21 protein-coding genes are annotated in these 23,315 nt (G+C 63.9%); 15 read left to right on the top strand and 6 right to left on the bottom strand.

The window, feature by feature from the left end; all coding sequences use genetic code 11:
- Positions 1-79 precede the first annotated feature (79 nt).
- The 6 genes from ACR30Z_RS00650 to ACR30Z_RS00625 all read left to right on the top strand — a co-directional run bounded on the left by ACR30Z_RS00650 (position 80) and on the right by ACR30Z_RS00625 (position 7,627).
- Positions 80-436, top strand: a complete 357-nt coding sequence (locus tag ACR30Z_RS00650) for a YidH family protein (RefSeq protein WP_434370957.1) — start codon at positions 80-82, stop codon at positions 434-436.
- A gap of 13 nt (positions 437-449) precedes the next feature.
- Positions 450-800 carry a DUF202 domain-containing protein gene (locus ACR30Z_RS00645; protein ID WP_434370955.1) on the top strand — a complete coding sequence of 117 codons (351 nt, stop codon included), beginning with the start codon at positions 450-452 and terminating at the stop codon, positions 798-800.
- A gap of 170 nt (positions 801-970) precedes the next feature.
- The gene (locus ACR30Z_RS00640; protein WP_144649728.1) at positions 971-1,894 is read left to right on the top strand and encodes an MIP/aquaporin family protein; all 924 of its coding nucleotides are present in this window, start codon (positions 971-973) and stop codon (positions 1,892-1,894) included.
- Between the two features lie 71 nt (positions 1,895-1,965).
- Entirely contained in the window at positions 1,966-3,141 is a 1,176-nt protein-coding gene (locus tag ACR30Z_RS00635; protein ID WP_434370953.1) for an exonuclease SbcCD subunit D, read from the top strand.
- The gene (locus ACR30Z_RS00630) at positions 3,138-6,179 is read left to right on the top strand and encodes an AAA family ATPase (protein ID WP_434370951.1); all 3,042 of its coding nucleotides are present in this window, start codon (positions 3,138-3,140) and stop codon (positions 6,177-6,179) included. Before ACR30Z_RS00635 ends, ACR30Z_RS00630 begins: the two co-directional genes overlap by 4 nt.
- A gap of 86 nt (positions 6,180-6,265) precedes the next feature.
- Positions 6,266-7,627 carry an MFS transporter gene (locus ACR30Z_RS00625; protein WP_434370949.1) on the top strand — a complete coding sequence of 454 codons (1,362 nt, stop codon included), beginning with the start codon at positions 6,266-6,268 and terminating at the stop codon, positions 7,625-7,627.
- Here the strand turns inward: ACR30Z_RS00625 and ACR30Z_RS00620 are convergent.
- Positions 7,618-8,229, bottom strand: coding sequence for a TetR/AcrR family transcriptional regulator (locus ACR30Z_RS00620; RefSeq protein WP_144649720.1), 612 nt, complete (start codon positions 8,227-8,229; stop codon positions 7,618-7,620). The genes ACR30Z_RS00625 and ACR30Z_RS00620 overlap by 10 nt on opposite strands.
- Before the next feature lie 233 nt (positions 8,230-8,462).
- Between ACR30Z_RS00620 and ACR30Z_RS00615 the strand changes: the two genes are divergently transcribed.
- The 6 genes from ACR30Z_RS00615 to ACR30Z_RS00590 are packed head-to-tail and all read left to right on the top strand — an operon-like array spanning position 8,463 to position 15,239.
- Positions 8,463-10,163, top strand: coding sequence for an amidohydrolase (locus tag ACR30Z_RS00615; RefSeq protein ID WP_434370946.1), 1,701 nt, complete (start codon positions 8,463-8,465; stop codon positions 10,161-10,163).
- A gap of 45 nt (positions 10,164-10,208) precedes the next feature.
- Complete coding sequence (locus tag ACR30Z_RS00610) at positions 10,209-11,201, top strand: ABC transporter substrate-binding protein (RefSeq protein WP_144649715.1); 993 nt, start codon at positions 10,209-10,211, stop codon at positions 11,199-11,201.
- A gap of 27 nt (positions 11,202-11,228) precedes the next feature.
- The gene (locus ACR30Z_RS00605) at positions 11,229-12,002 is read left to right on the top strand and encodes an ABC transporter permease (protein ID WP_144649713.1); all 774 of its coding nucleotides are present in this window, start codon (positions 11,229-11,231) and stop codon (positions 12,000-12,002) included.
- Positions 12,002-12,781, top strand: a complete 780-nt coding sequence (locus ACR30Z_RS00600; protein ID WP_144649711.1) for an ABC transporter permease — start codon at positions 12,002-12,004, stop codon at positions 12,779-12,781. Before ACR30Z_RS00605 ends, ACR30Z_RS00600 begins: the two co-directional genes overlap by 1 nt.
- Positions 12,778-13,632 carry an ABC transporter ATP-binding protein gene (locus tag ACR30Z_RS00595; protein ID WP_434370944.1) on the top strand — a complete coding sequence of 285 codons (855 nt, stop codon included), beginning with the start codon at positions 12,778-12,780 and terminating at the stop codon, positions 13,630-13,632. Before ACR30Z_RS00600 ends, ACR30Z_RS00595 begins: the two co-directional genes overlap by 4 nt.
- On the top strand, positions 13,629-15,239 hold the full coding sequence (locus ACR30Z_RS00590) for a sulfatase family protein (protein ID WP_144649707.1): 1,611 nt from the start codon (positions 13,629-13,631) through the stop codon (positions 15,237-15,239). The genes ACR30Z_RS00595 and ACR30Z_RS00590 overlap by 4 nt, the downstream gene beginning before the upstream one ends.
- A 71-nt stretch (positions 15,240-15,310) precedes the next feature.
- Here ACR30Z_RS00590 and ACR30Z_RS00585 read toward each other — a convergent pair whose 3' ends face one another.
- Positions 15,311-16,270, bottom strand: coding sequence for a helix-turn-helix domain-containing protein (locus ACR30Z_RS00585; RefSeq protein ID WP_434370942.1), 960 nt, complete (start codon positions 16,268-16,270; stop codon positions 15,311-15,313).
- A 234-nt stretch (positions 16,271-16,504) separates the two neighbouring features.
- Between ACR30Z_RS00585 and ACR30Z_RS00580 the strand changes: the two genes are divergently transcribed.
- Positions 16,505-17,980 (top strand): APC family permease, encoded by a 1,476-nt coding sequence (locus tag ACR30Z_RS00580; RefSeq protein WP_144649703.1) that lies wholly within the window; start codon positions 16,505-16,507, stop codon positions 17,978-17,980.
- A 67-nt stretch (positions 17,981-18,047) separates the two neighbouring features.
- Here the strand turns inward: ACR30Z_RS00580 and ACR30Z_RS00575 are convergent, their stop codons facing one another.
- Entirely contained in the window at positions 18,048-18,848 is an 801-nt protein-coding gene (locus ACR30Z_RS00575; RefSeq protein WP_434370939.1) for a MoaF C-terminal domain-containing protein, read from the bottom strand.
- Positions 18,849-18,970: 122 nt separating this feature from the next.
- Entirely contained in the window at positions 18,971-19,717 is a 747-nt protein-coding gene (locus ACR30Z_RS00570) for an IclR family transcriptional regulator (RefSeq protein WP_434371371.1), read from the bottom strand.
- 129 nt (positions 19,718-19,846) lie between these two features.
- Here ACR30Z_RS00570 and ACR30Z_RS00565 point away from each other — a divergent pair, with 129 nt between their 5' ends.
- Complete coding sequence (locus ACR30Z_RS00565) at positions 19,847-21,181, top strand: MFS transporter (RefSeq protein ID WP_144649699.1); 1,335 nt, start codon at positions 19,847-19,849, stop codon at positions 21,179-21,181.
- 58 nt (positions 21,182-21,239) lie between these two features.
- On the opposite strand, the gene ACR30Z_RS00560 is transcribed toward ACR30Z_RS00565, so the two are convergent.
- The gene (locus ACR30Z_RS00560; RefSeq protein WP_144649697.1) at positions 21,240-21,950 is read right to left on the bottom strand and encodes a phosphoribosyltransferase; all 711 of its coding nucleotides are present in this window, start codon (positions 21,948-21,950) and stop codon (positions 21,240-21,242) included.
- A 71-nt stretch (positions 21,951-22,021) separates the two neighbouring features.
- On the opposite strand from ACR30Z_RS00560, the gene ACR30Z_RS00555 reads away from it, so the two are divergent.
- The gene (locus ACR30Z_RS00555) at positions 22,022-22,435 is read left to right on the top strand and encodes a MarR family transcriptional regulator (protein WP_144649695.1); all 414 of its coding nucleotides are present in this window, start codon (positions 22,022-22,024) and stop codon (positions 22,433-22,435) included.
- Between the two features lie 48 nt (positions 22,436-22,483).
- Here ACR30Z_RS00555 and ACR30Z_RS00550 read toward each other — a convergent pair whose 3' ends face one another.
- Positions 22,484-23,314, bottom strand: a complete 831-nt coding sequence (locus ACR30Z_RS00550; protein WP_434370936.1) for an alpha/beta fold hydrolase — start codon at positions 23,312-23,314, stop codon at positions 22,484-22,486.
- Position 23,315 lies beyond the last annotated feature (1 nt).

The raw sequence follows: 23,315 nt of genomic DNA, 5'->3' as shown, positions 1-23,315 counted from the left end.
GTAACTTACCGTGCCCGTCAGTGGCCGCTGGTATGGTGGGGAAGCTGCCCGCCACTGACCAAACCCTTGGAGAGACAACGTGCGTGAACCTGCTTGGCGACGGACAGGCAAGACTCCTGACTACAGGTTTTCGCTGGCGAACGAGCGTACCTTCCTGGCGTGGATCCGCACATCCCTGGCCTTGCTCGCCGGCGCAGTTGCTGTGGACCAGCTGGCTCCCAATATCGCTCCGACACCCGTCAGGCTGGTCCTGTGCGTCCTGCTGGCACTCGTCGGCGCCGGCCTGGCCGCACTGTCCTATCGCCGCTGGGGGCAGATGGAAGCCGCGATGCGCAACGACCAAGCATTGCCGTTCTCAAGGGTGATGCTGTTCATGACCATCGTGGTGGCCATCGCGGCCTTCGCCTTTGCCCTGCTGATCCTGGTGGCCCGTTGAGTCGAGTGCCCCGATGAGCATGGACGTCCGTGATCCCGGCCTGCAGCCCGAGCGCACCACATTGGCTTGGCGCCGGACGCTGATCTCGCTGGTGGTGGTGGACTTGTTCATCTGGCGGAGCTGGCTCACATCAGAGCCATCGACGGGAAACATCGTTGCCGGCCTTCCGGGGCTCGACTACCAAGGGATCTGTGCCTTGATGGCCGCAGCCGCCACTGTTGTCCTTGCCTCCGCAGTGTGGGTTCGCTCACGGCAGCTCCACGCCGGAAATGCGGCGGCTTCCGCGCGGCTGGTCCTGGTCAGCACCCTCGCGGTGATGGGTTTGGGCGCCTCCGCCATCGCGGCCATCGCCCTGGGCGGCTAAGCTCGGAGGCGGGATTCAGCAACCGTCCAGACTCGGCTGCCAAAATGCTCAGGGGCCCGGGCGCCCAAGCCGGGCATCCGCAGAGCTCACCCCAGAGCTCATCCCGAGAGCTCAACAAAGTGCAGCGCGCTGTGCCGCCGGCTTCAACCAACCGTTAGGACTCATTCGACATGACCACACCTGTGCAGGCCACTTCCGATCCACAACCGGGGCTCATTGCACGGTTGTCGGCTGAAGCGCTGGGATCGATGTTCGTTGTGGTGGTAGCTGTGGGTGTGGCCATCTTCTCCAACCCCTCGGGTGCGCCACTGCCGGCAGCCTTGGCAACGGGCCTGACGGTGACAGTGGCCATGCTGGCCTTCGGCTACGTCTCCGGAGGGCACTTCAACCCGGTGATCACCTTGGGCAACCTGATCGCGGGCCGTATCCGGGCCGTCGCTGCCCTGGCCTACATCGCGGCGCAGGTTATCGGCAGTGTGGTGGCCGCGGCCTTGGTCTACTTTGTGGTGCTGACCGTACCTGTCCTCACGGACGCGCGGGCGGCCTTTGGGTCCGTGGCGCCGGGGTACGGCGAGCATGCAGCGGCCCAGACGCAATTGGCAGGCGTCCTCCTGGTCGAGGTGGTGGGTTCAGCCCTGCTCGTTGCCGTGTTCCTGGGTGCGACGGCGGGTCGCCGAGCCATTCCGGCCTTGGCTCCTTTCGCAGTAGGACTGTCAGTTGCCGTGTTGCTCCAGTTCGGACAGGTCCTGGGTAACCTTCCCTTCAACCCCGCGCGCGCAACCGCCCAGGCCTTCTTCAGCCCGTCATGGGCGTTGGATGGATTGTGGCTCTTCTGGGTGGCCCCGTTGATGGGTGCCGCACTTGCCGGACTCGCTTTCCGGGGATTCCGTGGCCTTTCCTCCACCAACGACTCCGAAACAGGCGACCTTCCGGGCAGCAGCGATGGCGTCAACGATGCTTTCGATGACGCCGATGACCTGCCGGAGGACATTGACGCCAAGGACGCATCGCCAAAAGCCGAGGCCGTGTTGCCTGCTCCGGCTGCGCCCGCCAAAGATGACGCACGCGACTTTTTCGACGGCAAGAAGGGCTAGCAGCCGGCCAGGATCGACGCCGGGCGGCTTGTCTGCGCTTTATTGTCGGTGACCCCGGTTAGCTTGGAATTATGCGGTTACTCCACACATCCGATTGGCATCTGGGCCGATCATTCCACGGCGTTGGCATGCTCGAAGCCCAACGCAACTTTGTGGACCAGTTGGTGGCGTTCGTCGAAGCCAACTCGGTGGACGTCGTCCTGATTGCGGGCGACGTTTACGATCGTGCCCTGCCGGGCTTGGACGTCGTCAAGCTGCTGGACGATGCCCTCGTGCGCCTTACCCAGGCCGGCGCGGGCGTGGTGCTTACCAGCGGTAACCACGATTCCGCCATCAGGTTGGGTTTCGCTTCCCGCCTGCTGGAGCGCGGGGGAGTGCACTTGCGCACGCGCGTGGAGGATCTGGACGTGCCAGTGGTTTTTCCCTTTGGAGCGGAAGGGGAGAAGCAAGGCAACGTGGCCATCTATGGCGTTCCGTATCTGGAGCCCAGGCTGGTGGCAGAGCGGCTGGGCGTGGACAACGCAAGCCACTTCGATGTCACGCAGGAAGCCGTGGAGCGGATCAGGCGCGATGTTGAGCACCGCCGCGAAGCCGGGCCGGTTCATCCGGTGGTTCTGGCACACACCTTTGCCAGCGGAGGCATCACGTCGGAGAGCGAGCGGGACCTCAGTATCGGAGGGCTCGGTGCCGTGCCCCTGGATCTCTTTGACGGCTTCACTTATACGGCGTTGGGCCACCTTCACGGCCGTCAGCAATTGGCCGCCAACGTCCGTTACTCAGGCTCGCCGCTGGCCTATTCCTTTTCCGAAGCCAAGCACCTCAAGGGCGCTTGGCTGGTGGACATCAGTACAGCCGGCGAGATCGACGTCCGGGAAGTGGTGTGGGAAGCGCCCAAAAACCTCGCCGTGCTGCGCGGCACGCTGGACGACCTCCTGGGATCCGACCAGTACGCCTGGGCGGAAGAGGCCTACTGCCAGGTCACGCTTACTGATGCACAGCGGCCCAACCAAGCCATGGAACAACTGAGGGTACGCTTCCCGGACACCCTGGTCCTTGCCTTCGATCCTGAAGGTGCCGGGACCCGGACCACGACGAGCTACAGTGATCGCCTCGCCGAGGCCCGGGACGATCTTGAAGTCTGCTGCGGCTTTCTGGAGCATGTCCGGGACCGTAGCGCCGGGGACGCCGAAGAGGCCGCGCTTCGGGAAGCTCTCGAAGCCGTTCGCTTGGAGGAGGCGGAACTGTGAGAATCCATCGCCTGGAAATCGAAGCTTTCGGCCCGTTCGCCTCTGCCCAGCACATCGACTTCGATCACTTGGGGGCGCAGGGACTCTTCCTCCTCAACGGCGCCACGGGAGCAGGTAAGACCAGCATCCTTGATGCCATCTGCTTTGCCTTATATGGAGCCGTGCCAGGCGCACGCCAGGAAGGAAAGCGGCTTCGCAGCGATCACGCCGCACCCTCGGCCGAACCACGCGTCGTTTGTGAATTCTCGGCTCGCGGCCGACGTTTCGAAGTGACGCGGTCGCCTGCCTGGGAACGCCCGAGTGCGCGGGGCCGGAAGGGGTTCACCACCCAGCAAGCCAAGACCCTCCTTCGGGAATGGAACGCTGGAAGCTGGGAGGAGAAATCCTCAAGGAATGACGAGGTTGGCGCGGAACTCTCGGACGTCTTGGGAATGGACAGGGAGCAGTTCACCCGCGTGGTGATGCTTCCCCAGGGTGACTTTGCTGCGTTCCTTCGATCCAAGGCCAACGATCGCCTGGAACTCCTGCAGAAGCTCTTCGGCACGCAACGCTTCGAAGCCGTCGAGCGCCAGATCGCGCGTCAGGCTGCGGAAGCCGCCCGGGCCGTGCAGGAGAACGCGACGGAACTGAAGATGTTGCTTGACCGGGTTGCTGCAGAATGCGAGCAGCTGGGGCTCGACGGTGCCGAGTCGGAAGCCGGTGGCACTACTGCTGGAAATACGGGTGCTGGAACCACTGCCGCCGAGGAGCCTGAGTCATGGCTGGCCCAGATGGAAGCCATGGTGAACGCTGAATGGATGCGGAGGAAAGACGAGGCAAGCCACGCAGAGTCCCTGTCCTCGCGCCTTGATGAACAGCTGCAACAAGCCCAGGAAAAATCCTTGCGGCATGGTCGGCTCGGAGCCGCAATGCAGAGGCGCGTCCTCCTTGAACTAGCCGCGCCGCGGGCACTCGAAAACAAGGACAAGCTGGGGAGGCATCGCCGGGCTTCTGTCCTGAGCGGCCAGCTTGATGCCGTCGACTCCTCCGTACGCAAGTACCGCGCGGCCGTTGCCCAGGTTGAGGAAATCCGGGGGAGGCTCGAAGCAGCAGGCTTGGACGCGGCAACCCCCACCACATCCCTTGAAGGCCTCAAAGCCACGTATGCGGTTCTTGAGGCACGTCTTCCTGACGAACAGCGCCTGGAGGACATGGCGGCCCGCCTTGCCGCCAAGCGTGGCGAACTGGCACGCCATGAAGCATCCGCGGAGGAGGCGGTGGCCACCTTGGAACAGCTGCGCGAAGAAGCGTCAGCTGTGAGCGGCCTGATCGAACCCCTGGAACCGGTAGCCGATGGGCTCGCCGAACTCGAACGCGAAACGGCTGCAGCTGCCGAGCTGGTGGGCATCGTTTCCCGCCACGCCATGGCAGCCAATGAGTTGGAAATGATCTCCGCGAAGCACCTCCACGCCCGCGCCACGTCCCAGGACCACCGGCAGGACTGGCTGGACATCCGCGAGCTCCGCCTGGCCAACGCGGCGGGGGAGCTGGCGGCGGCGTTGGAGAGCGGTCAGCCGTGCGCTGTGTGCGGGAGCGTGGAGCACCCCCACCCCGCCGCTGCTGTACGGTCAGCCCTGTCCTTGGCTCAGGAAGAGGAAGAAGCCAGGGAACGGTTCGACGCCAGCGAGAAAGCTCTGGGGATCCTTGCTGAGCAAGTGTCTGTGGCAGCCCAAGTCCTTGCCGGACTGGCGGCCCAGGGAGGCACCCTGGATGCTGCAGAGGCTGAGGCGCGTCTGCTGTCCGCCCAAACGGCCACCTCGGCTGCGAAGAAGGCATCCCGGACCTTGGACCAGCTTCGGAGCAAGCAGGAGGTCATTACCAAGAGGCTCGCTCAAGTGCAGGAGCAACACGCAGAGGACACCGGCGCAGCTGCCCGGGCGTCATCGGCAGTCCTTCACCTGCAGGAGCAGCATGACGCCCTTGAAGCAGACCTGGCAGGTTTACGGGAAGATTTCCGGAGCTTGCGTGAACGTTTGGACGCCCTCTCCGCCGAGCGCGTGCTCCTCCAATCGGCAGCTGATGCTGACCGGGAAGTCGAGCGGGCAGGGCAGGCCCAGGCCGACGCCGCCGTTTCCCTCGAGAACGCCTTGCCTGACTCCGGGTTCGGCTCGGCCGAGGAAGCGCGCAGGGAACTCCTTCCACCCGCCGATGTGGTGGGCCTGGAAAAAGAGGTGGCTGATTTCGACACTGAGACGGCTCGGCTGGACGAGCTGTTTGCCAGCGAGGACCTGGTTCTGGCAGCCAAGGAAGTGCACATCGGCGAACTTCCATTGCCCGAGCCTGAACTCGCGGAGGCGAAGCTTCACGCGGCCAGTGCTGCGGACACGGCGAGGTCCGCGGCTTTGGCGGCGGCGCTGGCCGGCAAGTCGGCGGCGGCTGTTGTCCGGTTCCGGGACGAGTACAACACCTTGGCCCAGGCCGGCAGGGAGCCGCGGAAGCGGGCTCGTGTCCTGGCTGAACTGGCTGACACTGTTCGGGGTGCCGGGGACAACAACTACCGGATGAGCCTGAATGCCTATGTGCTGGCGGCCCGTTTGGAACAAGTGGCCCTCGCAGCCTCGGAAAGGCTCGTTGCCATGAGCGACGGCCGCTATACGCTGCAACACACCGACGCCAGGGCGGCACGGAACCAGAAGTCCGGGCTTGGCCTGGAAGTGGTGGACGAGTGGACCGGCCAACGACGCGACACGTCCACCCTGTCCGGCGGCGAATCCTTCATGGCCTCGTTGGCCCTGGCCCTCGGCCTGGCTGATGTTGTCCAGCAGGAAGCGGGAGGAGTCGACATCGAGACCTTGTTCGTCGATGAAGGCTTCGGCAGCCTGGATGATCAAGCGTTGGAGCAAGTGATGGACGCCTTGGAAGGTCTGCGCGACGGCGGCAGGGTAGTGGGATTGGTCAGTCACGTTGCGGAGATGAAGCAACGCATCACCAATCAGCTTCAAGTGGTCAAAGGACGGCACGGTTCCAGCGTGCGGATTGCCGAAGCAGTTCCGGTCTGACAGGTATCCGATAGACTTAACCCGTTACACCGGGTCGCGCGCATCGGGAGGAGGGACGATGCGCACTCTTTAGCGAACCCGGATTAATGGAAAAATCTTCTGTGGCCTCCCAGCCTTTGTCATCGGCGCCTACGCGCTCATCACGCCTGCCAGGCCGTTTCGCACGCCTTCCGGAACTGGCGGGACCTGGGTTCCTGCCGCTGGGCCTCTTTGCCCGGCTTCCCCTGGCCATGTTGACCGTTGGCACCCTGACGCTGGTGACCGCGGTCAGCCATTCGTATGCAATCGGCGGCATGGCTGCCGGAGCGGTCGGCATTGGCTCGGCTTTGGGCGCCCCCGTCCTTGGCTCGTTGGCTGATCGCGCAGGGCAGCGCATCGTCCTGCTCGTTGCCGCCGTCATCAATACCCTGGCTGTTGCCGGACTCCTGGCCGCGGCCTATGTAACTCCCGGCTACAGTTCAGTGGCCGATGCCACAGGCGTCCTCATCGCAGCCTTCCTCGCCGGCGCCAGCTGTCCCCAAGTTGGTCCCATGGCGCGCGTGCGCTGGATGGCGTTGACCACCCGTAACCTTTCTCCGAGCGGCCCTGGCGGCAGCAAGAGCGTCGCCGCCAACCGGGCGGACCTGGACACCGCCCTGTCCTATGAGGGCACTGCGGACGAGGTCACCTTTGTTCTTGGCCCGGCCTTGGTGGGCGTGTTGGCCAGCATGGTGGCACCGTGGTTGCCGCTCGCCCTTGCTGCTGTCATGACCATCACCTTGGTCCCCGCGTTTGCTGTCCACCCCAGTCAGCAAGCCGTGGTGCCGGCGCAACGGAAGGCGACGGCCGTCGTCGTGGTTTCCGGTGACCAAGGCACGCAGACAACCCCGCCGCGTCGCAGCCGATGGGCCGGTGCCGTAGTGGCCGTGCCGGTGGTGGCGATGGTGTGCATGGGCACCTTCTTCGGTGCCACGCAGAACGCCTTGAGCGCTTTCTCCGCTGAGTACGCGACGGCTGAGATCGCCGGGCTGCTGTATGCGGTGATGGGCCTCAGCTCGGCGGTGGCGGCTTTGTCTGTGGCTTTCTGGCCGCAGCGCTTCAGCTTGGCCTCGCGGTGGGTTGTGGCCGCGCTGGCGATGTCGGTTTTGTCCTTGCTTCTGCTTCTTCCTGCGGGCATTTGGCCGATGATCTTTGTGTTGCTGGTACTCGGCATTCCGGTGGGTCCGGTGATGGTCACGGTCTTCAGCATTGGTGGCGTTGTTGCACCGGCAGGCCGGATGGCGACGGTGATGACGGCCCTTGCCAGTGGCATCGTGGCCGGAACGGCCTTGGGCTCCTACTTGGCTGGACAGTTGGCCGAAACACAGGGCCCCGGTGCGGCGTTCGTGGTTTCCATGGCCGCCGCTGCCGGCCTGTTGCTGCTGGGGGTTGTCACGTCCCTGGCGATGAAGCGACGGCCTCAGGCGTAGTCAAGCGCTCCGGCGAGGGACAAGGCCATGAGTTCCACCAATCGCATGGACCGTTCCTCGTCGGGGTCGGCCAAATGTTGCATGCTGATGCCGTCGATCCCCGAAATGAACAAACGGGTGATGTCTGCCAGATTCGCGGGGACGGGTTCGCCGGCGGCCTGAGCTGCTCCGCGGAACAATTCCAGTGTTGAACTGACCCAACCGTCGTACATGGAGCGGTTCATCAGCAATGCCTGCGGCTGGTCTTCGGCTTCCACACGGAAGCGCCGGAGCAAGAGTTCGAACGTGGTGACCTGCTCGTGAGGATTCTCCAGCATACGGCTCCAGATGCGTCGGGCGTGGGCACCCACCATGTGGCGCAACCCCATGCCCGGGTCGTCCACGGGTTCGAGTGCCTTGGCATAGTCCCGGCTGAGGAAGTTGTACACCTCTTCGAGGAGCTCGTCCTTGCTGCGGAAGCAGTAGTGCAAAGCCGCAAGGGGAGCGTCGGCTTCACTGGCGATTCGGCGGGTCGTAGCCGAGGCGAGTCCATCCTGTGCGATCACCCTGGCTGCCGCTTCGACGAACTGCAGCCGCCTTTCTTCGGCGGGAACCCTGGCCATCCGTTCACCTTCCTCATGGTCATTCCACCCGTGATCGGCTTCACCGAACCAAGGGTCTCATCGATCGTAGGTGCTATCCGCCGTGACGGCCTTTTGGCCGTGCCGTGAAGGCGGAAAAGTCCTCTGGAAGAAATTTTACGTCAAAACCTAGTCAAGTGACCCAGTCAAGCGACATACTTCTTGGAAGAACGTTGTCTGCATCACATTTTGATGCGGTGACCTGAGGAGAACCGATGCAAGATTTCGCTGATCTGGTGATCGTGAATGCCTCGGTCCACACCATGGACCCGGCACAGCCAGACCGCATGGCAGACGCCATCGCCGTCAAGGACGGCCGCATCGCGGGGCTTGGCCAAGAAGAAGTGAGCCAGTGGATCGGGCAGAACACGCGTGTGGTCGATGCCGAGGGTGGGGCCGTCATACCGGGCATCAACGACGCCCATCTGCACTTCGTGTCGGCGGCCATGGCCGCCTTTGGGTATGTGCGCCTGGACCCGGCAGTGGCGCCGGACTGGGCGGCCGTCGTCGACGTCGTCTCGGCAGCGCAGGTGGGGGAGGACGGCTGGATTCGTGCCCATGGTTGGGACGAGGCCGTCCTGGGGCCGGCAAAGGGGCATCTGCTGGATTGCGCGCCCGGCACGCCCGTGGTGGCATTCGACAGCACAGGCCATCAACTCCTTGCCAACCGGGAAGCGCTCCGCCGAGCGGGGATTACCGCTGCAACGCCGGACGTCGACGGCGGGGTGATCGTGAGGGCAGTAGATGGCAGTCCCATCGGCCTGCTCCAGGACGGAGCCATGGAACTCGTCTCGCGGGCCATGCCGCCGGTTCCCGCAGCGACGCTGCGCCCCGCGCTGCTAAGCCTCCAGGAACAGTTGCACTCGCTTGGCATCACGTCCCTCACCGACCCTGGCCTGGGTCCGGCCAGCGCGGGACTCATGGACGGGGCCGGCTCGACGGCGGCACTTGAGTTGCTGGGCGACCTCGCCGCTGCGGATGAGCTGACGTTGAGGATCAACGTCCTGATGCTCTTCGCGGGAACCGGTGGAGCCAATGCCCAAGCCATCGACGCCGGCCTCCGCAGTGGGCTGGCAGGAACCTACCTGAATCGCGGCATCGATCCGGAGCAGTTGAGGATCGCAGGCGTGAAGATTTTCGCGGACGGGATTCCACGCAGCGGCACCGCCTGGATGAGCGAGCCCTACGGCGCGGCGTGCACGCACGGCAGCCTGGTGATCCAAGGAGCCACTGATGAAGGGCGGGTGGCCGAACTCAACAAGATCCTGAAGCTCATCAATGACGCCGGTCTGCAGGCCGGTGTCCACGCCACGGGAGATGCTGCCACCGCCGCTGCCGTGGAGGCGATCATCGCAGCGGACGGCGGATCCGGAGGGACGTCATCCTCGGCCGGGAATCGCCACTACGTCATCCACGGAGCCTTCAGCGATTCCAGCCTGCTGAACACCATGGCGTCCCGAGGCATTGGTTACAGCACCAACCCCCTGATCCGCCAAGAAGCAGGTGACATCATGCGCCAAGTGCTCGGTGAGGACAGATTCTCCCACCACCAACCCCTGCATTCAGCCTTGGAAGCGGGCGTCCGTTTCAACTTGGCCTCCGACGCTCCCGTGACCAGCGCGGACTGGCGACGCACCGTAGTGGCTGCCGTCCGCCGGGCCACCCGTTCCGTACCGGGCAGGCACCATGATCCGGAGCGGATCACGGGCCTTCAGGCGTTGGCCGCCATGACCGTTGACGCCGCCTGGCAGGACCACGCCGAGCACTTCAAGGGCGCACTGATACCCGGCAGGGCAGCTGACCTGTGCCTGCTGAACAACCCATGGCCCGCCGATGACGAAATCGAGAAGCTCCTGGACACAGGGGTCAGCCTCACCCTGAGCGGCGGCCGCGTAGTCCACCAATCCACCAGCTAGAACCATCCCTTTCCGTTCCACCATTCATGATTCAAGGAGCACCACATGCGACGCACTATTCCTTTGGCCGTGGCCGCAGTCCTGTCCATGGCGCTTGCAGCCTGCGGGGGCGGGTCGGGCCCGGCTGCCGCCCCAGCCGCGGACGGTACCACCACACTCAAGGTGGGAACCATCGGCATCGGGTCCGATGCCGGTATCCGCCTGGCCGTTGACAAGGGCTACTTCAAGGAGCAGGGTCTCAACGTCGAGATCTCTGTCATAGCCAACCCGCCGGCAGGCATTGCAGCTGCCCAAAGTGGTCAGATCGACGTCACCTACACGCCCTCCATTCCGCTCCTGAACGCTCTGAGCCAGAACGTGCCGCTCAAGATCGTCGCCGCCGCGGACGGTTACAAGGACGGGGCAGGAGAAGCCAGCGACCTCAACCGCGTGGACGACACTGGCCTCCTTGTCCAGAAAGCATCCTCCATCACCCGACCGAAGGACCTCGAAGGCAAGAGCGTCAGTGTTCCGGCACGGAAAGCGCAGCTGGAGGTCACGGTCAGCAAACTGGTCAAGGACGACGGGGGAGATCCCGCCAAAGTGAACTGGATGGTCCTCGACCCGTCGTCGGCCCTGCAATCGCTGAACTCCGGACGCGTTGACGCGGCCTCCCTGGTTGCCCCCTTTACGTCCAAGGGAGTCTCCGAGGGCAACCAGCTGTTGGCTTCGCCAGGGGTCGAATTCTTCGAACAGGGAGCCATTGGACTCTGGGTTTCCGGGGCCAACACTGTCAAGTCCAAGGAAAAAGCCCTGGAGGGTTTCAAGGCAGCCATCTACAAGGCGAACGCTTACGCCAACGGCCACATCGATGAAGCCCAGCAGCTCAGCGCCGAGATCACCAAGACTCCGTTGGAGGTGGTCAAGTCCGGTGCGGTGAACTACTGGCCGGAGGAGGTTCGCTTGGAGGACATCGAGCGGGCCAACAACAATCTTGCCGACCTTGGCTTCCTGAGTGCCCCGGTGAAGCTGCCTGCCGACATCATTTTCGACAAGTAGGCAGAGGAGCGACGTGGGAGATTCATCATGAAAGCATCCATCCGCCCCTTCGCCTTCAGTGTCCTTGGCGTCGCGGCAGCCCTGGTTATCTGGCAGGTCCTCGCGGACGCCAAGGTGGCAGGAAACGCTCTTCCTCCGGCCACCACGGTCTTCACCACCCTCGCGACCATTCTGGGGACTGGCACCTTCTGGTCCTCCCTCGGTGCCACCATCGGCATCGCATTGCTCGCATTGGCAGTGGCCGCAGTGGCGGGAGTAGCAATCGGGTTGCTTGTCGGCAGCTTCGAAGCCGTCCGGTACGCCACCTTGGCAGTGCTGGAGTTCCTCAAGCCAGTCCCGCCGATCGTCATCCTGCCCCTTGCAGTGCTGGTCCTGGGACCCACCGTCGAGATGTCGCTGTTCCTGGTGGTGTTCGGGTGCTTGCTCCCCATCGTTATGCAAACCGTTGACGGCGTGCAGGGCACCGATCCCGTGGCACGCGACACCGCCCGATCCTACGGCATGGGTGAGGGAGAAATCCTGGCTCGGGTGGTGCTGCCCAGTGCCATGCCCTACATCGGAACAGCGATGCGAGTGGCAGCGCCCGCCGCGTTGGTGGTCACCGTGGTGGCGGGACTGCTCGGCGGCGGTCCAGGCCTGGGCCAAAACATCTACCAAGCCCAAGCAGCAGGTGACTACGCCACTCTGTATGGACTGGTGATTGTCCTCGGTGTCCTGGGTCTGTTGTTCCAAGGTGCCACCAGGCTGGCCGAGCGCCGTGTCCTGCACTGGCATGAGACCTACCGGGAAGTGGTGCCCTGATGCGAAACCTCACAATGCGTAACTGGGTGATCGGCGCAGGCGCCCCCGTACTGCTGCTGGTGGCGTGGTGGTTCCTCTCCGCGAACTCCACCGATCCCTTCTTTCCCCCGTTGGAAACCATCCTTGTCCGTTTCCAGGAGTTGTGGCTCTTTGACCACTTCCAGTCCGATGTCCTGCTCAGCTTGGGAAACCTTCTTATCGGTTTCGCCATCGCAGCCGTGGCGGGCATTGCACTGGGCTTCATTACGGCCCTGGTTCCGCCGGTCCGGTGGATGATCGACCCTTTGATCCACTTCCTTCGGGGTATTCCGCCGGTGGCACTGGTACCGATCTTTATTTCCCTCATCGGCTTCGGTACCCAAATGCGTGTCACAAGCATCGCGCTCGCGGCGTTGTTTCCCACCATGATCGCCACAGTGGACGGCATCCGCAGCGTTAGCAACGACCTCTTGGACGTCGCCAGGGTCTACCGCCTGACACGGAAGGAGCGAGTGCTGAATGTCCTCCTTCCCGCGGCGGCTCCACAGATCTTCTCCGGGCTCCAGGTGAGCCTGCAGGTGGCCTTTATCGTGATGATCGCCAGCGAAATGCTGGGCAGTTCGCAGGGTATCGGGGCCATGACCTTGCTGGCCCAACAGAGTTTCATGACCGCTGACATGTGGGCAGGGATCCTGCTCCTGGGCGTCATCGGATTCCTGGTCAACATCCTGTTCGGCCTGCTCCGGCGCAAGGTCCTGTCCTGGTACATCGGATCCCGTCGCCTGGCGCGTGCAGCATGAGCAGCCGTCAAGCCCCGACTCTTCCCACCCGCAACAGAAAGTCCACCATGGCACAGCAACCAGAAACCCGCGTCAGCGAAACCACGCCACGGCTGGACGTGGCGCATCTCGCAAAGACGTACGGCAGCGGCGGAAAAGCCCGCACTGTGATCGAAGACCTGACCTTCACCGTGGATGCCGGCGAGGTTGTCTGCATCGTGGGTCCTTCGGGCGTTGGCAAGACGACGCTCCTGAAATGCCTGGCAGGGCTCCAACCGGCCACCAGCGGACGGGCGTCCATTGACGGGCGGACCATCAGCGGCCCGCCTCCGGAAATGGCACTGGTCTTCCAGGACTACAACCGATCACTGATGCCATGGCTCACCGTCCGGAAGAACTTGGTCCTTCCCCTGCGGCACCTCAAGCTGCCCGCAGCGGAACTGAAAGAGCGCTGCGACAGTGCGCTGGCCGCCGTCGGTCTCTCCCACGCAGACAACCAGTATCCTTGGCAGCTGTCAGGAGGCATGCAGCAGCGTGTCGCGATTGCCCGGGCACTGGCCTACCGGCCCGAAATCCTGATCATGGACGAGCCTTTCGCCTCAGTGGACGCGCAGACCCGCTTTGACCTGGAGGATCTGTGCTTGACGATCCGGAGGGACTTCAACATGACCATCCTGGTGGTGACCCACGACATCGACGAGGCTGTCTACCTCGCGGACCGGGTAGTGGTGCTGGGGTCCCGGCCAGCGCGCGTCCTGAAGGTGGTGGACGTGGACCTGCCCGCGCCGCGCGACCAGATCACCACGCGCTCGCTGCCGGAATTCGCGCGGCAGCGGACGGATGTGCTCTCGCTCATCAAGAGGCCCGCATGACGGGGCAGCGCCGCAGGACCGATAACCGCCGACCCAACGTGCTGTTCATCATCGCCGATCAGCTCCGGGCCGACCACTTGGGTTTCGGTGGCAATGGCACGGTCAAAACGCCGCGCTTGGATGCGCTCGCGGCCAAGAGCATCGTTTTTGAGAACGCGACAGTGGCCAACCCCACGTGTATGCCAAACCGTGCCAGCCTGATGACCGGAAGATGGCCGTCCGCGCACGGGACGCGGTGCAACGGCATCACCTTGGATCCGCTCACGCAGACCGTTCCAGGGTCCCTGGGCGCGGACGGCTATCGGACTGTGGGTGTGGGAAAGCTGCACCACCAGAACATGGGCTGGGAGTTTGAGCCGCACCAGGCCGAGGAGATCCGGGCCACCGACCCCATGTTGCTGGACGCGGGAGCAACCGACGCCCGTCGCCCGGCTTTCCCTCCGGGGTGGGACCAATGGGAGAACCGTGATGCACACGATGATCGGTTTATTGCGCTGCCCTCGGACTACTACGGCTACCAGCATGTGGACCTGGTGATCGGCCACGGGGACCGGCCCGGCGGCCACTACGTGCACTGGGCACGCGAACGGGGCGTCGACCCGGAAATGCTGGGTGGTCCTGCAAATTCATCCAGCACGTACGGCGGGTGGGACCAGGTGTACCAGACGGCCATTCCGGCGGAGGTACACCCCACGAGCTATGTGAGCGAGAAGGCAATCGAGCACCTCAAGGATGCCGCGGGCCAGGACCAGCCCTTCTTCATGTTCGTGTCCTTCCCCGATCCCCACCATCCGTTCTCTCCGCCGGCGGGCTATTCGGACCTCTATGATCCAGAGGACTTGCCGCTCCCGCTCGGCTTTGACCAGGATCACTCAGGGTCGCCGGCGCACGTGAAGGACATGATTGAGCGCCGTGGGGAGCCCAACATGGACCCGACCATGACGTGGGCGGCCACCGAGGACCAGTACAGGAATGCCGCTGCCGCGCAATATGGCCTGATCACCATGATGGACGAGCACATCGGCCGGATCCTGGACGAGTTGGACCGCCAGGGGTTGGCCGAGGACACCATTGTGGTGTTCACCAGCGATCATGGAGACCTGTTCGGCGACCACGGCCTGATGCTCAAGCACTTTGTCCACTATCGGGCAGTGACCAATGTGCCCTTGGTGGTGCATCTTCCCGGCAGCCCGCCGCGCCGCACCGAGGCTTTGGTTTCCAGCGCGGACCTTGCCCCGACACTCCTGGAGCTCACTGGCTCCCAAGGCTACCGGGGAATTCAGGGCCGCTCGCTGGTGCCGTTGCTGCAGGGGAAGGCGGAGCATCATCGGGACGCGCTGTTGGTGGAGGAAGAGCAACCGTTTGGTTTGGACGGACTTCCGGGGCCGGTCCGCATGCGGACGGTCATCACGCCCGAGGGCCGGTTGACCCGGTACTTCGGCACCGGGATTGCCGAACTGTACGATCACCTCTCCGATCCGGGGGAATTGATCAACCGTGCGGGTGATCCCGCTTGCGCAGGGTTGGAGGACCGCCTGCTGCGGACCATGCTGGAGGAGATGGCGGCCCTGACGGACCAGGGGACGGCCCCGACGGCGGCCGCATAGCAGCGGCCGCCAGGTTACTGCCGCCCAGCAACTGCTCGACGGCGTCTGCCGGGCTTTCGGTGCAAGGGCCGTCAGTCGCCGTTGCGGTAGCCGGTGGGGGAGTTCCCGAAGGCGGCCCTGAAGATCCGGCTGAAGTGCGCGGCGTCGGTGAATCCCCAGCGTGCGGCGATGGCCGTGACGGGGCGATCGGCCAGCACGGGATCCCTGAGGTCCCGCCGGCAGCGTTCAAGCCGGCGCTGGCGGATGGAGGAGGCCACGGTGGTGCCGATTTCCTGGAAGAGATCGTGCAGGTGCCGGGTAGAGATGTAGTGCGCCGCTGCAATGCTTCCGGGGGAGAGGCCGGGATCGCCGAGGTTGGCCTCGATGTAGTCGTGGATGCGCCCCAGCAACAGGAGGTGGGGATCCCGGCCGGTCTCGATCAGTTGGTCGAGCTCACCGTTGAAGAGCGTTGTCACCAGGTCCAGGGCATTGTGGACCAGCCGGAGCCCATTGGCACCGGAGAGGGCTTCAAGGTTGTCGGCCAGCTTCACCAGGAAGGGGCTGATGAGTTCGCCCAGGCCTTCATCTCCCGGAATCCTCAAGGCAGTCACGTGACCCATGGCTTCAGCCGGCAAGTCCAGCAAAACGTGCGGGAACATCAGCACCAGAGTGCGGAAGTCGTCGTCGAACGTTAGCTGATACGGGCGGGAGGTGTCGTAGATGGAAAGATCGCCAGGGCGCAACACGGCTTCACGTTCGTCCTGAACAAGACGACCGGACCCGGTGAGCTGGATGCTGAGCTTGAAGTAGCGACCACTGGACTTGGCAATCAGTTCAGGCGTACGCAGGACAGTGTGGGGTCCGGCGGTGATTTCCACAACGGAGATCTGCCCCAGGACGCGAGCACGCATGGTGCCGTGAAAAGTCGAATTGCGCGGCCCCTGGGCCAGCAGGGGTACGAAGGAGGCAGAGATTGCCCTGCTCCACTCCTGGAACGACTCCGCCACGATGGTTTCCACGGTTGCGGGGCCCGTATCAGCCGCGACGGTCATCAACTTCCCTTTCAATGGCCCGCGGTGCCGCTGCCACTGGGGCCTGAATGCCGGGTGCGCGGACGTGAGCTTGCCCACGATTCTACACCGGAGCCCGCATGCCGCCGTGCTTGCGTGCAGCGACAAACACCTTGCCGTGTGAGACAAGTCACGCGCGCTCCCTGCGGTGGAAGATTGCGGAATGACAGACACCGTGCCGTGCAATCTCCCGCGGCACCGAGGCAGGAGCACACTATGAGCGTGGATAACCCCGTCAAGGGCAGGACCGCCGGAGCGGTCGGCACCAAGAGGCGGCTTGGCGTACCGGCAGTGACCTTCATGATTATTGCGGCCTCGGCGCCGCTCACCGTCCTCGCAGGCGGAGTGACCACTACCTTCGCGGTCACCGGCGTGACGGGGGTTCCGTTGTCCTTCCTCATCCTGGGCGGAATCCTGGCGCTGTTCGCCGTGGGATATGCCGCGATGAGCCGCTACGTCACCAACGCCGGTGCCTTCTACGCCTACATCGCCCAAGGCATCTCAAGGCCCGCCGGGGTCGGAGCGTCGCTGATTGCCCTGATGGCCTACAACCTGATGCAAGTGGGCATTTATGGACTCTTCGGCTTCACGGTTTCATCGCTCCTGTCGGCCCGCCTGGGCGTCAGCGTTCCCTGGTGGATCCCGGTACTCGTCTGCATCGCCATCGTGGGGTGGCTGGGCGTGAACAGGGTGGATCTGTCCGCCAAAGTGCTCGGGGTCCTGGTGGCCCTCGAATTCCTGGTGGTCATTGTGTACGACGTCATCAGCCTCGCCGTGGCTCCTGAGGGAATCAGCGCTGTGACCTTCAGCCCCGAGAGCCTGTTTGTTCCCGGGATCGGAGCAGTCCTGTCCTTCGGCATTGCCGCGTTCATGGGCTTTGAATCCGCCGCCATCTACGGTGAGGAGTCCAAGGACCCCAAGCGCACTGTAGCGCGGGCTACGTTCGCAGCAGTGGGTATCATCGCCGTCTTCTACGCGGTATCGGCCTGGGCCATGACCATGGGGGCTGGCCCGTCCGCTGTCATCGAGACGGCCACCGCCAATGGTCCGGACATGATCTTCGCTTTCCTTGGCGCCAACGGAGGCGTGCTGTTGAGCGACATCGCCCAAATCCTCTTCGTCACCAGTCTCTTCGCCGCACTTGTGAGTTTTCACAACGCCGTGGCGCGCTACTTCTTCTCCCTCGGACGCGAACGCGTCCTGCCGTCGGCGCTCGCCAAGGTCCGGACGGACAGCGGGGCCCCGTTTGCCGGTTCACTGGCGCAGACGGTGATTGCCGTCGTCGTGACCCTGGCTTTTGCCATCGCGGGATCCGGTTCCGAACTTGGCGAACTTTACCCTGTGCTGACCATGTTCACCTGGCTGACCAACAGCGGTGCCATGGGCTTGGTGCTGCTGATGACCGTGGTGTCCTTGGCCGTGATCGGCTTCTTCCGCCGTCAGCAGCACGGAGCGGGTTTGTGGGTCAGGGTGATCGCCCCAGCCCTGGGATTTGTGCTCCTTGCCATCGTGTTTGTTCTCATAGTGGCCAACTTCAACGTCTTGCTGGGCCAGACAGAGTCCACCGCCGCTACGTTCGTCTTACCGATGCTGGTCCTGTTGCCCGGAGTGGTGGGTGTGGTGTGGGGCCTGCGTCTGCGGCGCTCGCAGCCGGCTCTTTACGCCCGGATTGGCCACGGGTCGGACGACTGAAACCGTACCCAGAGAGAAAACCCCGGCACGTTCCACGTGCCGGGGTTTTCTCCGTCCCACCTTCAGGTCAGGTGGCGGTGGCTGGATTCAGTTCCGGCGTGTGATGGGTGATGCTGATCAAGCGGCCGTGTGCGCCGAACGTGAAATGTACGGGTTCCGTGCCTTCCTCGTTCCAGCCGAAGAGGCTGCCGTGGGAGCGGATAGCGCGGGGATCACGGTGGTCGGCCACTGTGACCGAACCGCACGGGATGACTTTCTCCCGCCAGGTGAAGACGAAGATTCCGGGGCGGACCTGGAAAACGGTGTTGGAGTCGGTGTCTGCCAATCCGCGCTCCGGACCGGCGAGGCACTGCCAGGTGTACCAGGTGGGGCTGAGGTAGATGTGTTCGTAAGCGTGTGAGTTGCTGTACACCCATTCGACGCGCCGGCCGATGAGTGCCGTGCTTTCCGAGATGGCCTCGCCCGTGCCAGGGTAACCATCCAGTGTTCCGGGGCGGAAGTCGTGGTGCACGGCGACACTGGAGGCGGTGGCCCTGCCGAGCGCGGCGCCGATGTAGAGCGCCCGGCCCTGCGCAAGATCAAGGACCAGGGATACGGCGAGTTCCGGTTCCAGGACACTCTGCCATTGGCAGTAATACAGTTCCTCGGCTACAACGAAGGCCTCGTAGGCGGCTGTTCCTGCGTGGCCGGCTGCAGCCCATTGCACTTCTTCGTCGTCGAAGCTGAACGTCATGGGTCCGCCGTCACCGCGGACTGAAAATTGTTGTCCCGCAAGGTCCTGCACGGTTGGGGCCTTATTGGCGTCGAAGCCAGGGGCCAAGCCGTCAAGGGGCAGCCAGTTGGAGGTGTCAAGAAGATTCAGGCTCATGGATTCCTTCTCGTGCTCGAAAGAAGGACCGGACGGCGTGTCCGGTCCTTCTTCGAGTATTCGGTGCCCATGCTCCGGAGTCTTGTGCTGTGGGGCACATCACTTGACCTGGAAGGAAAGGCTTAGGCCAGCTGGCTTTCGATGCGTGCAGCACTGGCGGCCAGTGCCTTGCCAACGGCGTCGGCGTCCTGGTCCAAGCGGATATAGACGACGGCGATCGCGGCCGGCCGCCCGCCCGGAACCCTGATGGGGGAGGCGATGGAGGATAACCCGGCTATGACTTCGTCGTGGCTGGTGGCGTAGCCGAGGCGCCGGGCCTCGTGGGCTTCGGGGCGGTAGGGGTTGCCGGCACCCACTTGCTGCCAGCGCTCCTCCGTCATGGTTGATTGGATGGCGATTCCGGGAGCTCCGGTGCTCACGGGGTGCCGGCTTCCAGGGTGTTGGGCGAGTGCGGCGCCGGAGTGCCGCGGCTCCACGGTGACCAGCGTGACGCATTCCTGGTGATCCCATACCGCTACGAAGGCCGTCATATGCAGCGTGTTGGCCAGCTGGGTGAGCTCCGGCAGCGCCGCGGTTTGCAGGTTGCGCGAGACGCCGCTGGCGAGGACTGAAAGGCCGGGGCCGGGCTGGACGCGGCCGGAGTCGTCGCGAACCAGCAGGGAGTGATCTTCCAAAGTGCGCAGGATGCGATAGGCGACGGAGCGGTGCACGCCGAGTGCCTCGGTGAGTTCGGCGATGCTGAGGGGGCGCTCGGCCGCGGCGAGGATCTCCAATGCCCGGATTCCCCGCGAAAGGGTTTGCGACGGCGGAGCTTGCGTTGCTGCTTCCTGCTGACCGTTGACGTCGCTGCTGGCTTTCATGCGCACCATCCTATGTTGGCCGATGATCGCAGGGGCTGTGCTTTGGGTCACAAGCTGTAGTATTCTTTCCTAACTGACCGTTCTGTCGGTTAATGCATCTCGCTCGCCGACCAGTCACTCTCACCCCATGGAGTTCCAATGACCGCAACTTCCACTGTCGACTCCCCGTCAGGACCCAGCAGCAAGCGCGAAGAGCGCCGGGTACTGGCCGGGACACTGGTGGGCACCACCATCGAGTGGTACGACTTCTTCATCTTTGCCCAGCTCACGGCCACGCTGTTGGCGCCGTTGTTCCTCTCGCCACTTGAGAAGTCCAACCCGGGAGTCGCGCAACTCCTGTCGTTCGCCACCATCGGCATCAGTTTCCTGTTCCGCCCGCTGGGCGCGTTCGTAGCCGGCCACCTCGGCGACAGGATGGGCAGGAAGGCCGTCCTGGTCATGACGCTCGTCATGATGGGGGCTGCCACCGCGTTGATCGGCCTCCTGCCCACCTATGCCACCATCGGCCTGTGGGCACCCGTCCTGCTGATCACCCTTCGTGTGGTCCAGGGCTTCTCAGCCGGCGGTGAATGGGGCGGTGCCGCGCTCATGGCTGTGGAGCATGCACCGATCAAGAAGCGCGGGCTCTTCGGGGCCTACCCGCAGATCGGTGTTCCCATCGGCATGATCCTGGCCACTGGGCTGCTGTTCCTCCTGCAGTCGGGCATGTCAAAGGAAGACTTTGCCGCTTGGGGTTGGCGCGTTCCGTTCCTGCTGTCCGTGGTCCTCATTGTGGTGGGATACCTGATCCGTCGCGCTGTTGGTGAGAGCCCGGTGTTCAAGGAAATCGCCCAGCGCAAAGCCGAGAGCAAGGCACCGCTCGGTGATCTCTTCCGCAAGAACAAGAAGGAAGTTGTCCTCGCTGCGCTGATCTTCATCGCCAACAACGCCGCCGGCTACCTGCTGATTGCCTTCTTCATCTCCTACGCCACACGAACATTGAAAATGCCCACTCCGCAGGTCCTGTTGGCCACCACCATTGCGTCCTTCGGCTGGCTCATCTTCACCATGGTGGGTGGCTGGTTGTCGGACAAGATCGGCCGCGTCAAGACGTTCCTGATCGGCTATGGCCTGGTCTTCGCCTGGATGATTCCCATGTTCATCCTGATCGATTCCAAGGACATCCTGCTCTACGGAACCGCACTGTTCGTGCTGACCATTGGGCTGGGTCTTTCCTATGGACCGATGTCCGCTATGTACGCCGAGATGTTCCCCGCCCAGGTCCGGTATTCCGGAATCTCCATCGGCTACGCCCTGGGTGCGATCCTCGGTGGAGCCTTCGCGCCGCTGATCGCACAGGCACTCCTGGATTCCACCAAATGGTCCGGTTCGGTGGGCCTCTACATCATGGGTCTGTGCATCATCTCCGCAGTGGGCGTCATCCTTGCCAAGGAGACCAGGGGCCGGCCGCTGGGCTACAGCGTCCACCACTAGTCCACCTCGCGGAAGTCGTATACCGGGTGCGGTCCATAGGGGCCGCGCCCGGTATTCGTTAAGAGCCTGTGACCCGGGAAATGCGGCTACTGACGGCCGCTGACGCTGCAGCTTCCAATTGGCCTACGACGTCGGCATCGGAGAGTTGCTCGAATCGCTCGTAAAACGCGCCAACAGCGTGGAACTTTCCCGGCGTGTGGAGGGAAAATACGTGGTCGCACACCCTTGCCAGGGACGTCGATGCCTCCAACGATGCCACTGGGACTGCCGCCACCACGGTGCTGGCTCCTCCCGCCCGGACCGCTTCGACGGCGGCACGCATGGTGGCGCCGGTAGCGAGTCCGTCATCTGCCAGCACTACGGTTTTACCCCGCAGGTCATGGCCGGTTCCCGGGTACTGTTTTGCGCGGCGAAGCAGCTCGGACCGCTCGTGGGCTTCCACGGCATCCAGTGCTGATTGCAGAATTCCGTGGGCGAGAATGAGTTCCTTCAACGGCTTGTTGACGATGCGGAGGACCTCGCCCTGGGACCAAGCCAAAGCCCCAAAAGCGGTTTCGTCCCTGCCCGGGATGCCCAGCTTACGGACCAGGACGGCGCCGAACGGCAGGTACAGCTCGGAGGCTGCAGCCGCTGCCACCGGTACACCGCCACGGGCGAGGCCGAGGATGATGGTGTCCGGGCGCTCCCGCAACTGGGGGAGTCCTTCCGCCAAGCGTCGACCGGCTTCCGCGCGGTCCTTGAAACGCATGCCCATCTGCTCCACTTCCACGTTTTTCCTTGCACTTCCAAGCCTACCGTCCACACCTTGCCCGGTAACGCCTCCACTGAAAGCATGGCCTTGTGAACAAGCCCATCGGATATTGGATCAAGAGGCTCGACGCCGCGTTGGAGGTGCAACTGGACAGTACCTTGGCCAGGATCAAGCTCACGCGGCGCCAATGGCAGACCTTGGGCACCTTGTCGGAGGGCGCCTTGCTTCCGGACCAGCTGGAGACAGCCCTGCAGCCGCTGTGGGGTGGGGATGTACGGTTGCGTGAGCGGGAACTGGCCGCCTTGGTGGGCCGCGGCATGATCACCATGATCGACGACCGCCTCGCCCTGAGTGACCGAGGCCGGGAGAAGTACCATGAAGCCCAGCGCCTGGTGGACGATGCCCGCCACGACTTGTCCATGGGCATCGGCATCGATGAGTACGCCATGGCCCTGAGTGTCTTGGAAAGAATGTCCCTTAACGCCGAGCGGCTGGCCCGCTGATGAGGGGCCAGCCACTGCGGGACAAACTTCCCGGACCGGGAACAGGGACTACACGCCGAGGAACTCGACGGCCGCTTCCTTGAACGCCCGGCTTGTGATGACGTTGGTATGAGTGCGGCCCGGTACAACAAGGGTCTCCACCATGCCGCCATGCTTGCCCGCGATGGACGCAAGCTCCGGCATGGTCGCAGCCCTTTCGTCTTTCTCGCCGGCAACCAGCAAGAGGGGCATGTGCGGGGCCGCCTCTGCAGGATCGAAAGGCTCTCCCTTGATGGCCTCGATCAGCGACAACATGGCGAACAGGTTGTTGCTGGGCAGCATCTGCGCCATTTTCAACAGCCCTGCCGTAGAGGCATCCTCGATGGGCGTGCCGTCTGCCAGATGCCGTTGCGCAGCCACAAGGTCGAACGCTGCCAGCGGATCTGCTGAGCTTGGGCCGCCCAGGACCATCCGGTGGACAAGATCGGGCTGGGTGGCGCCGAACTCCCACGCCAGCCGCGAGCCCAACGAGTAGCCGATGACGTCAAGTCCCGTGGAGGGGTCGCCGTCGCGGAGGGGCCGGGCCCTGGCGTCGGTGACAATCTGAAGGAGATCCGCGCGGATGCGGCTGGGCGTGTAGGAATCCAGGTCTTCGGGGGAGTGGCTCCGGCCATGCCCCGGCAGGTCCACGGTGATCACCAGGCGCCCGGCATCCTGCAGGGTGGTAATCCAACCGCTGTCCTGCCAGTTCAGTTTGCTGGAGGACGAGAAACCATGAATCAACAGGACAGGGCGGAGTCCGGCATCGGTGGCTGGCTCATGGACTTCAACAAACAGTCCAGGGTCGGTACCCTCCACGGTGTGCCTGTTCTGTTCCACGGTGTGCCTGCCGGTCATCATG

Origin of the sequence: Paenarthrobacter sp. FR1 (genome assembly GCF_051106045.1) — a bacterium.
Taxonomy (GTDB): domain Bacteria; phylum Actinomycetota; class Actinomycetes; order Actinomycetales; family Micrococcaceae; genus Arthrobacter; species Arthrobacter nitroguajacolicus_A.
The sequence above is the reverse complement of the archived record's forward strand: the minus strand, read 5'-3'. Positions and strand labels throughout refer to the sequence as shown.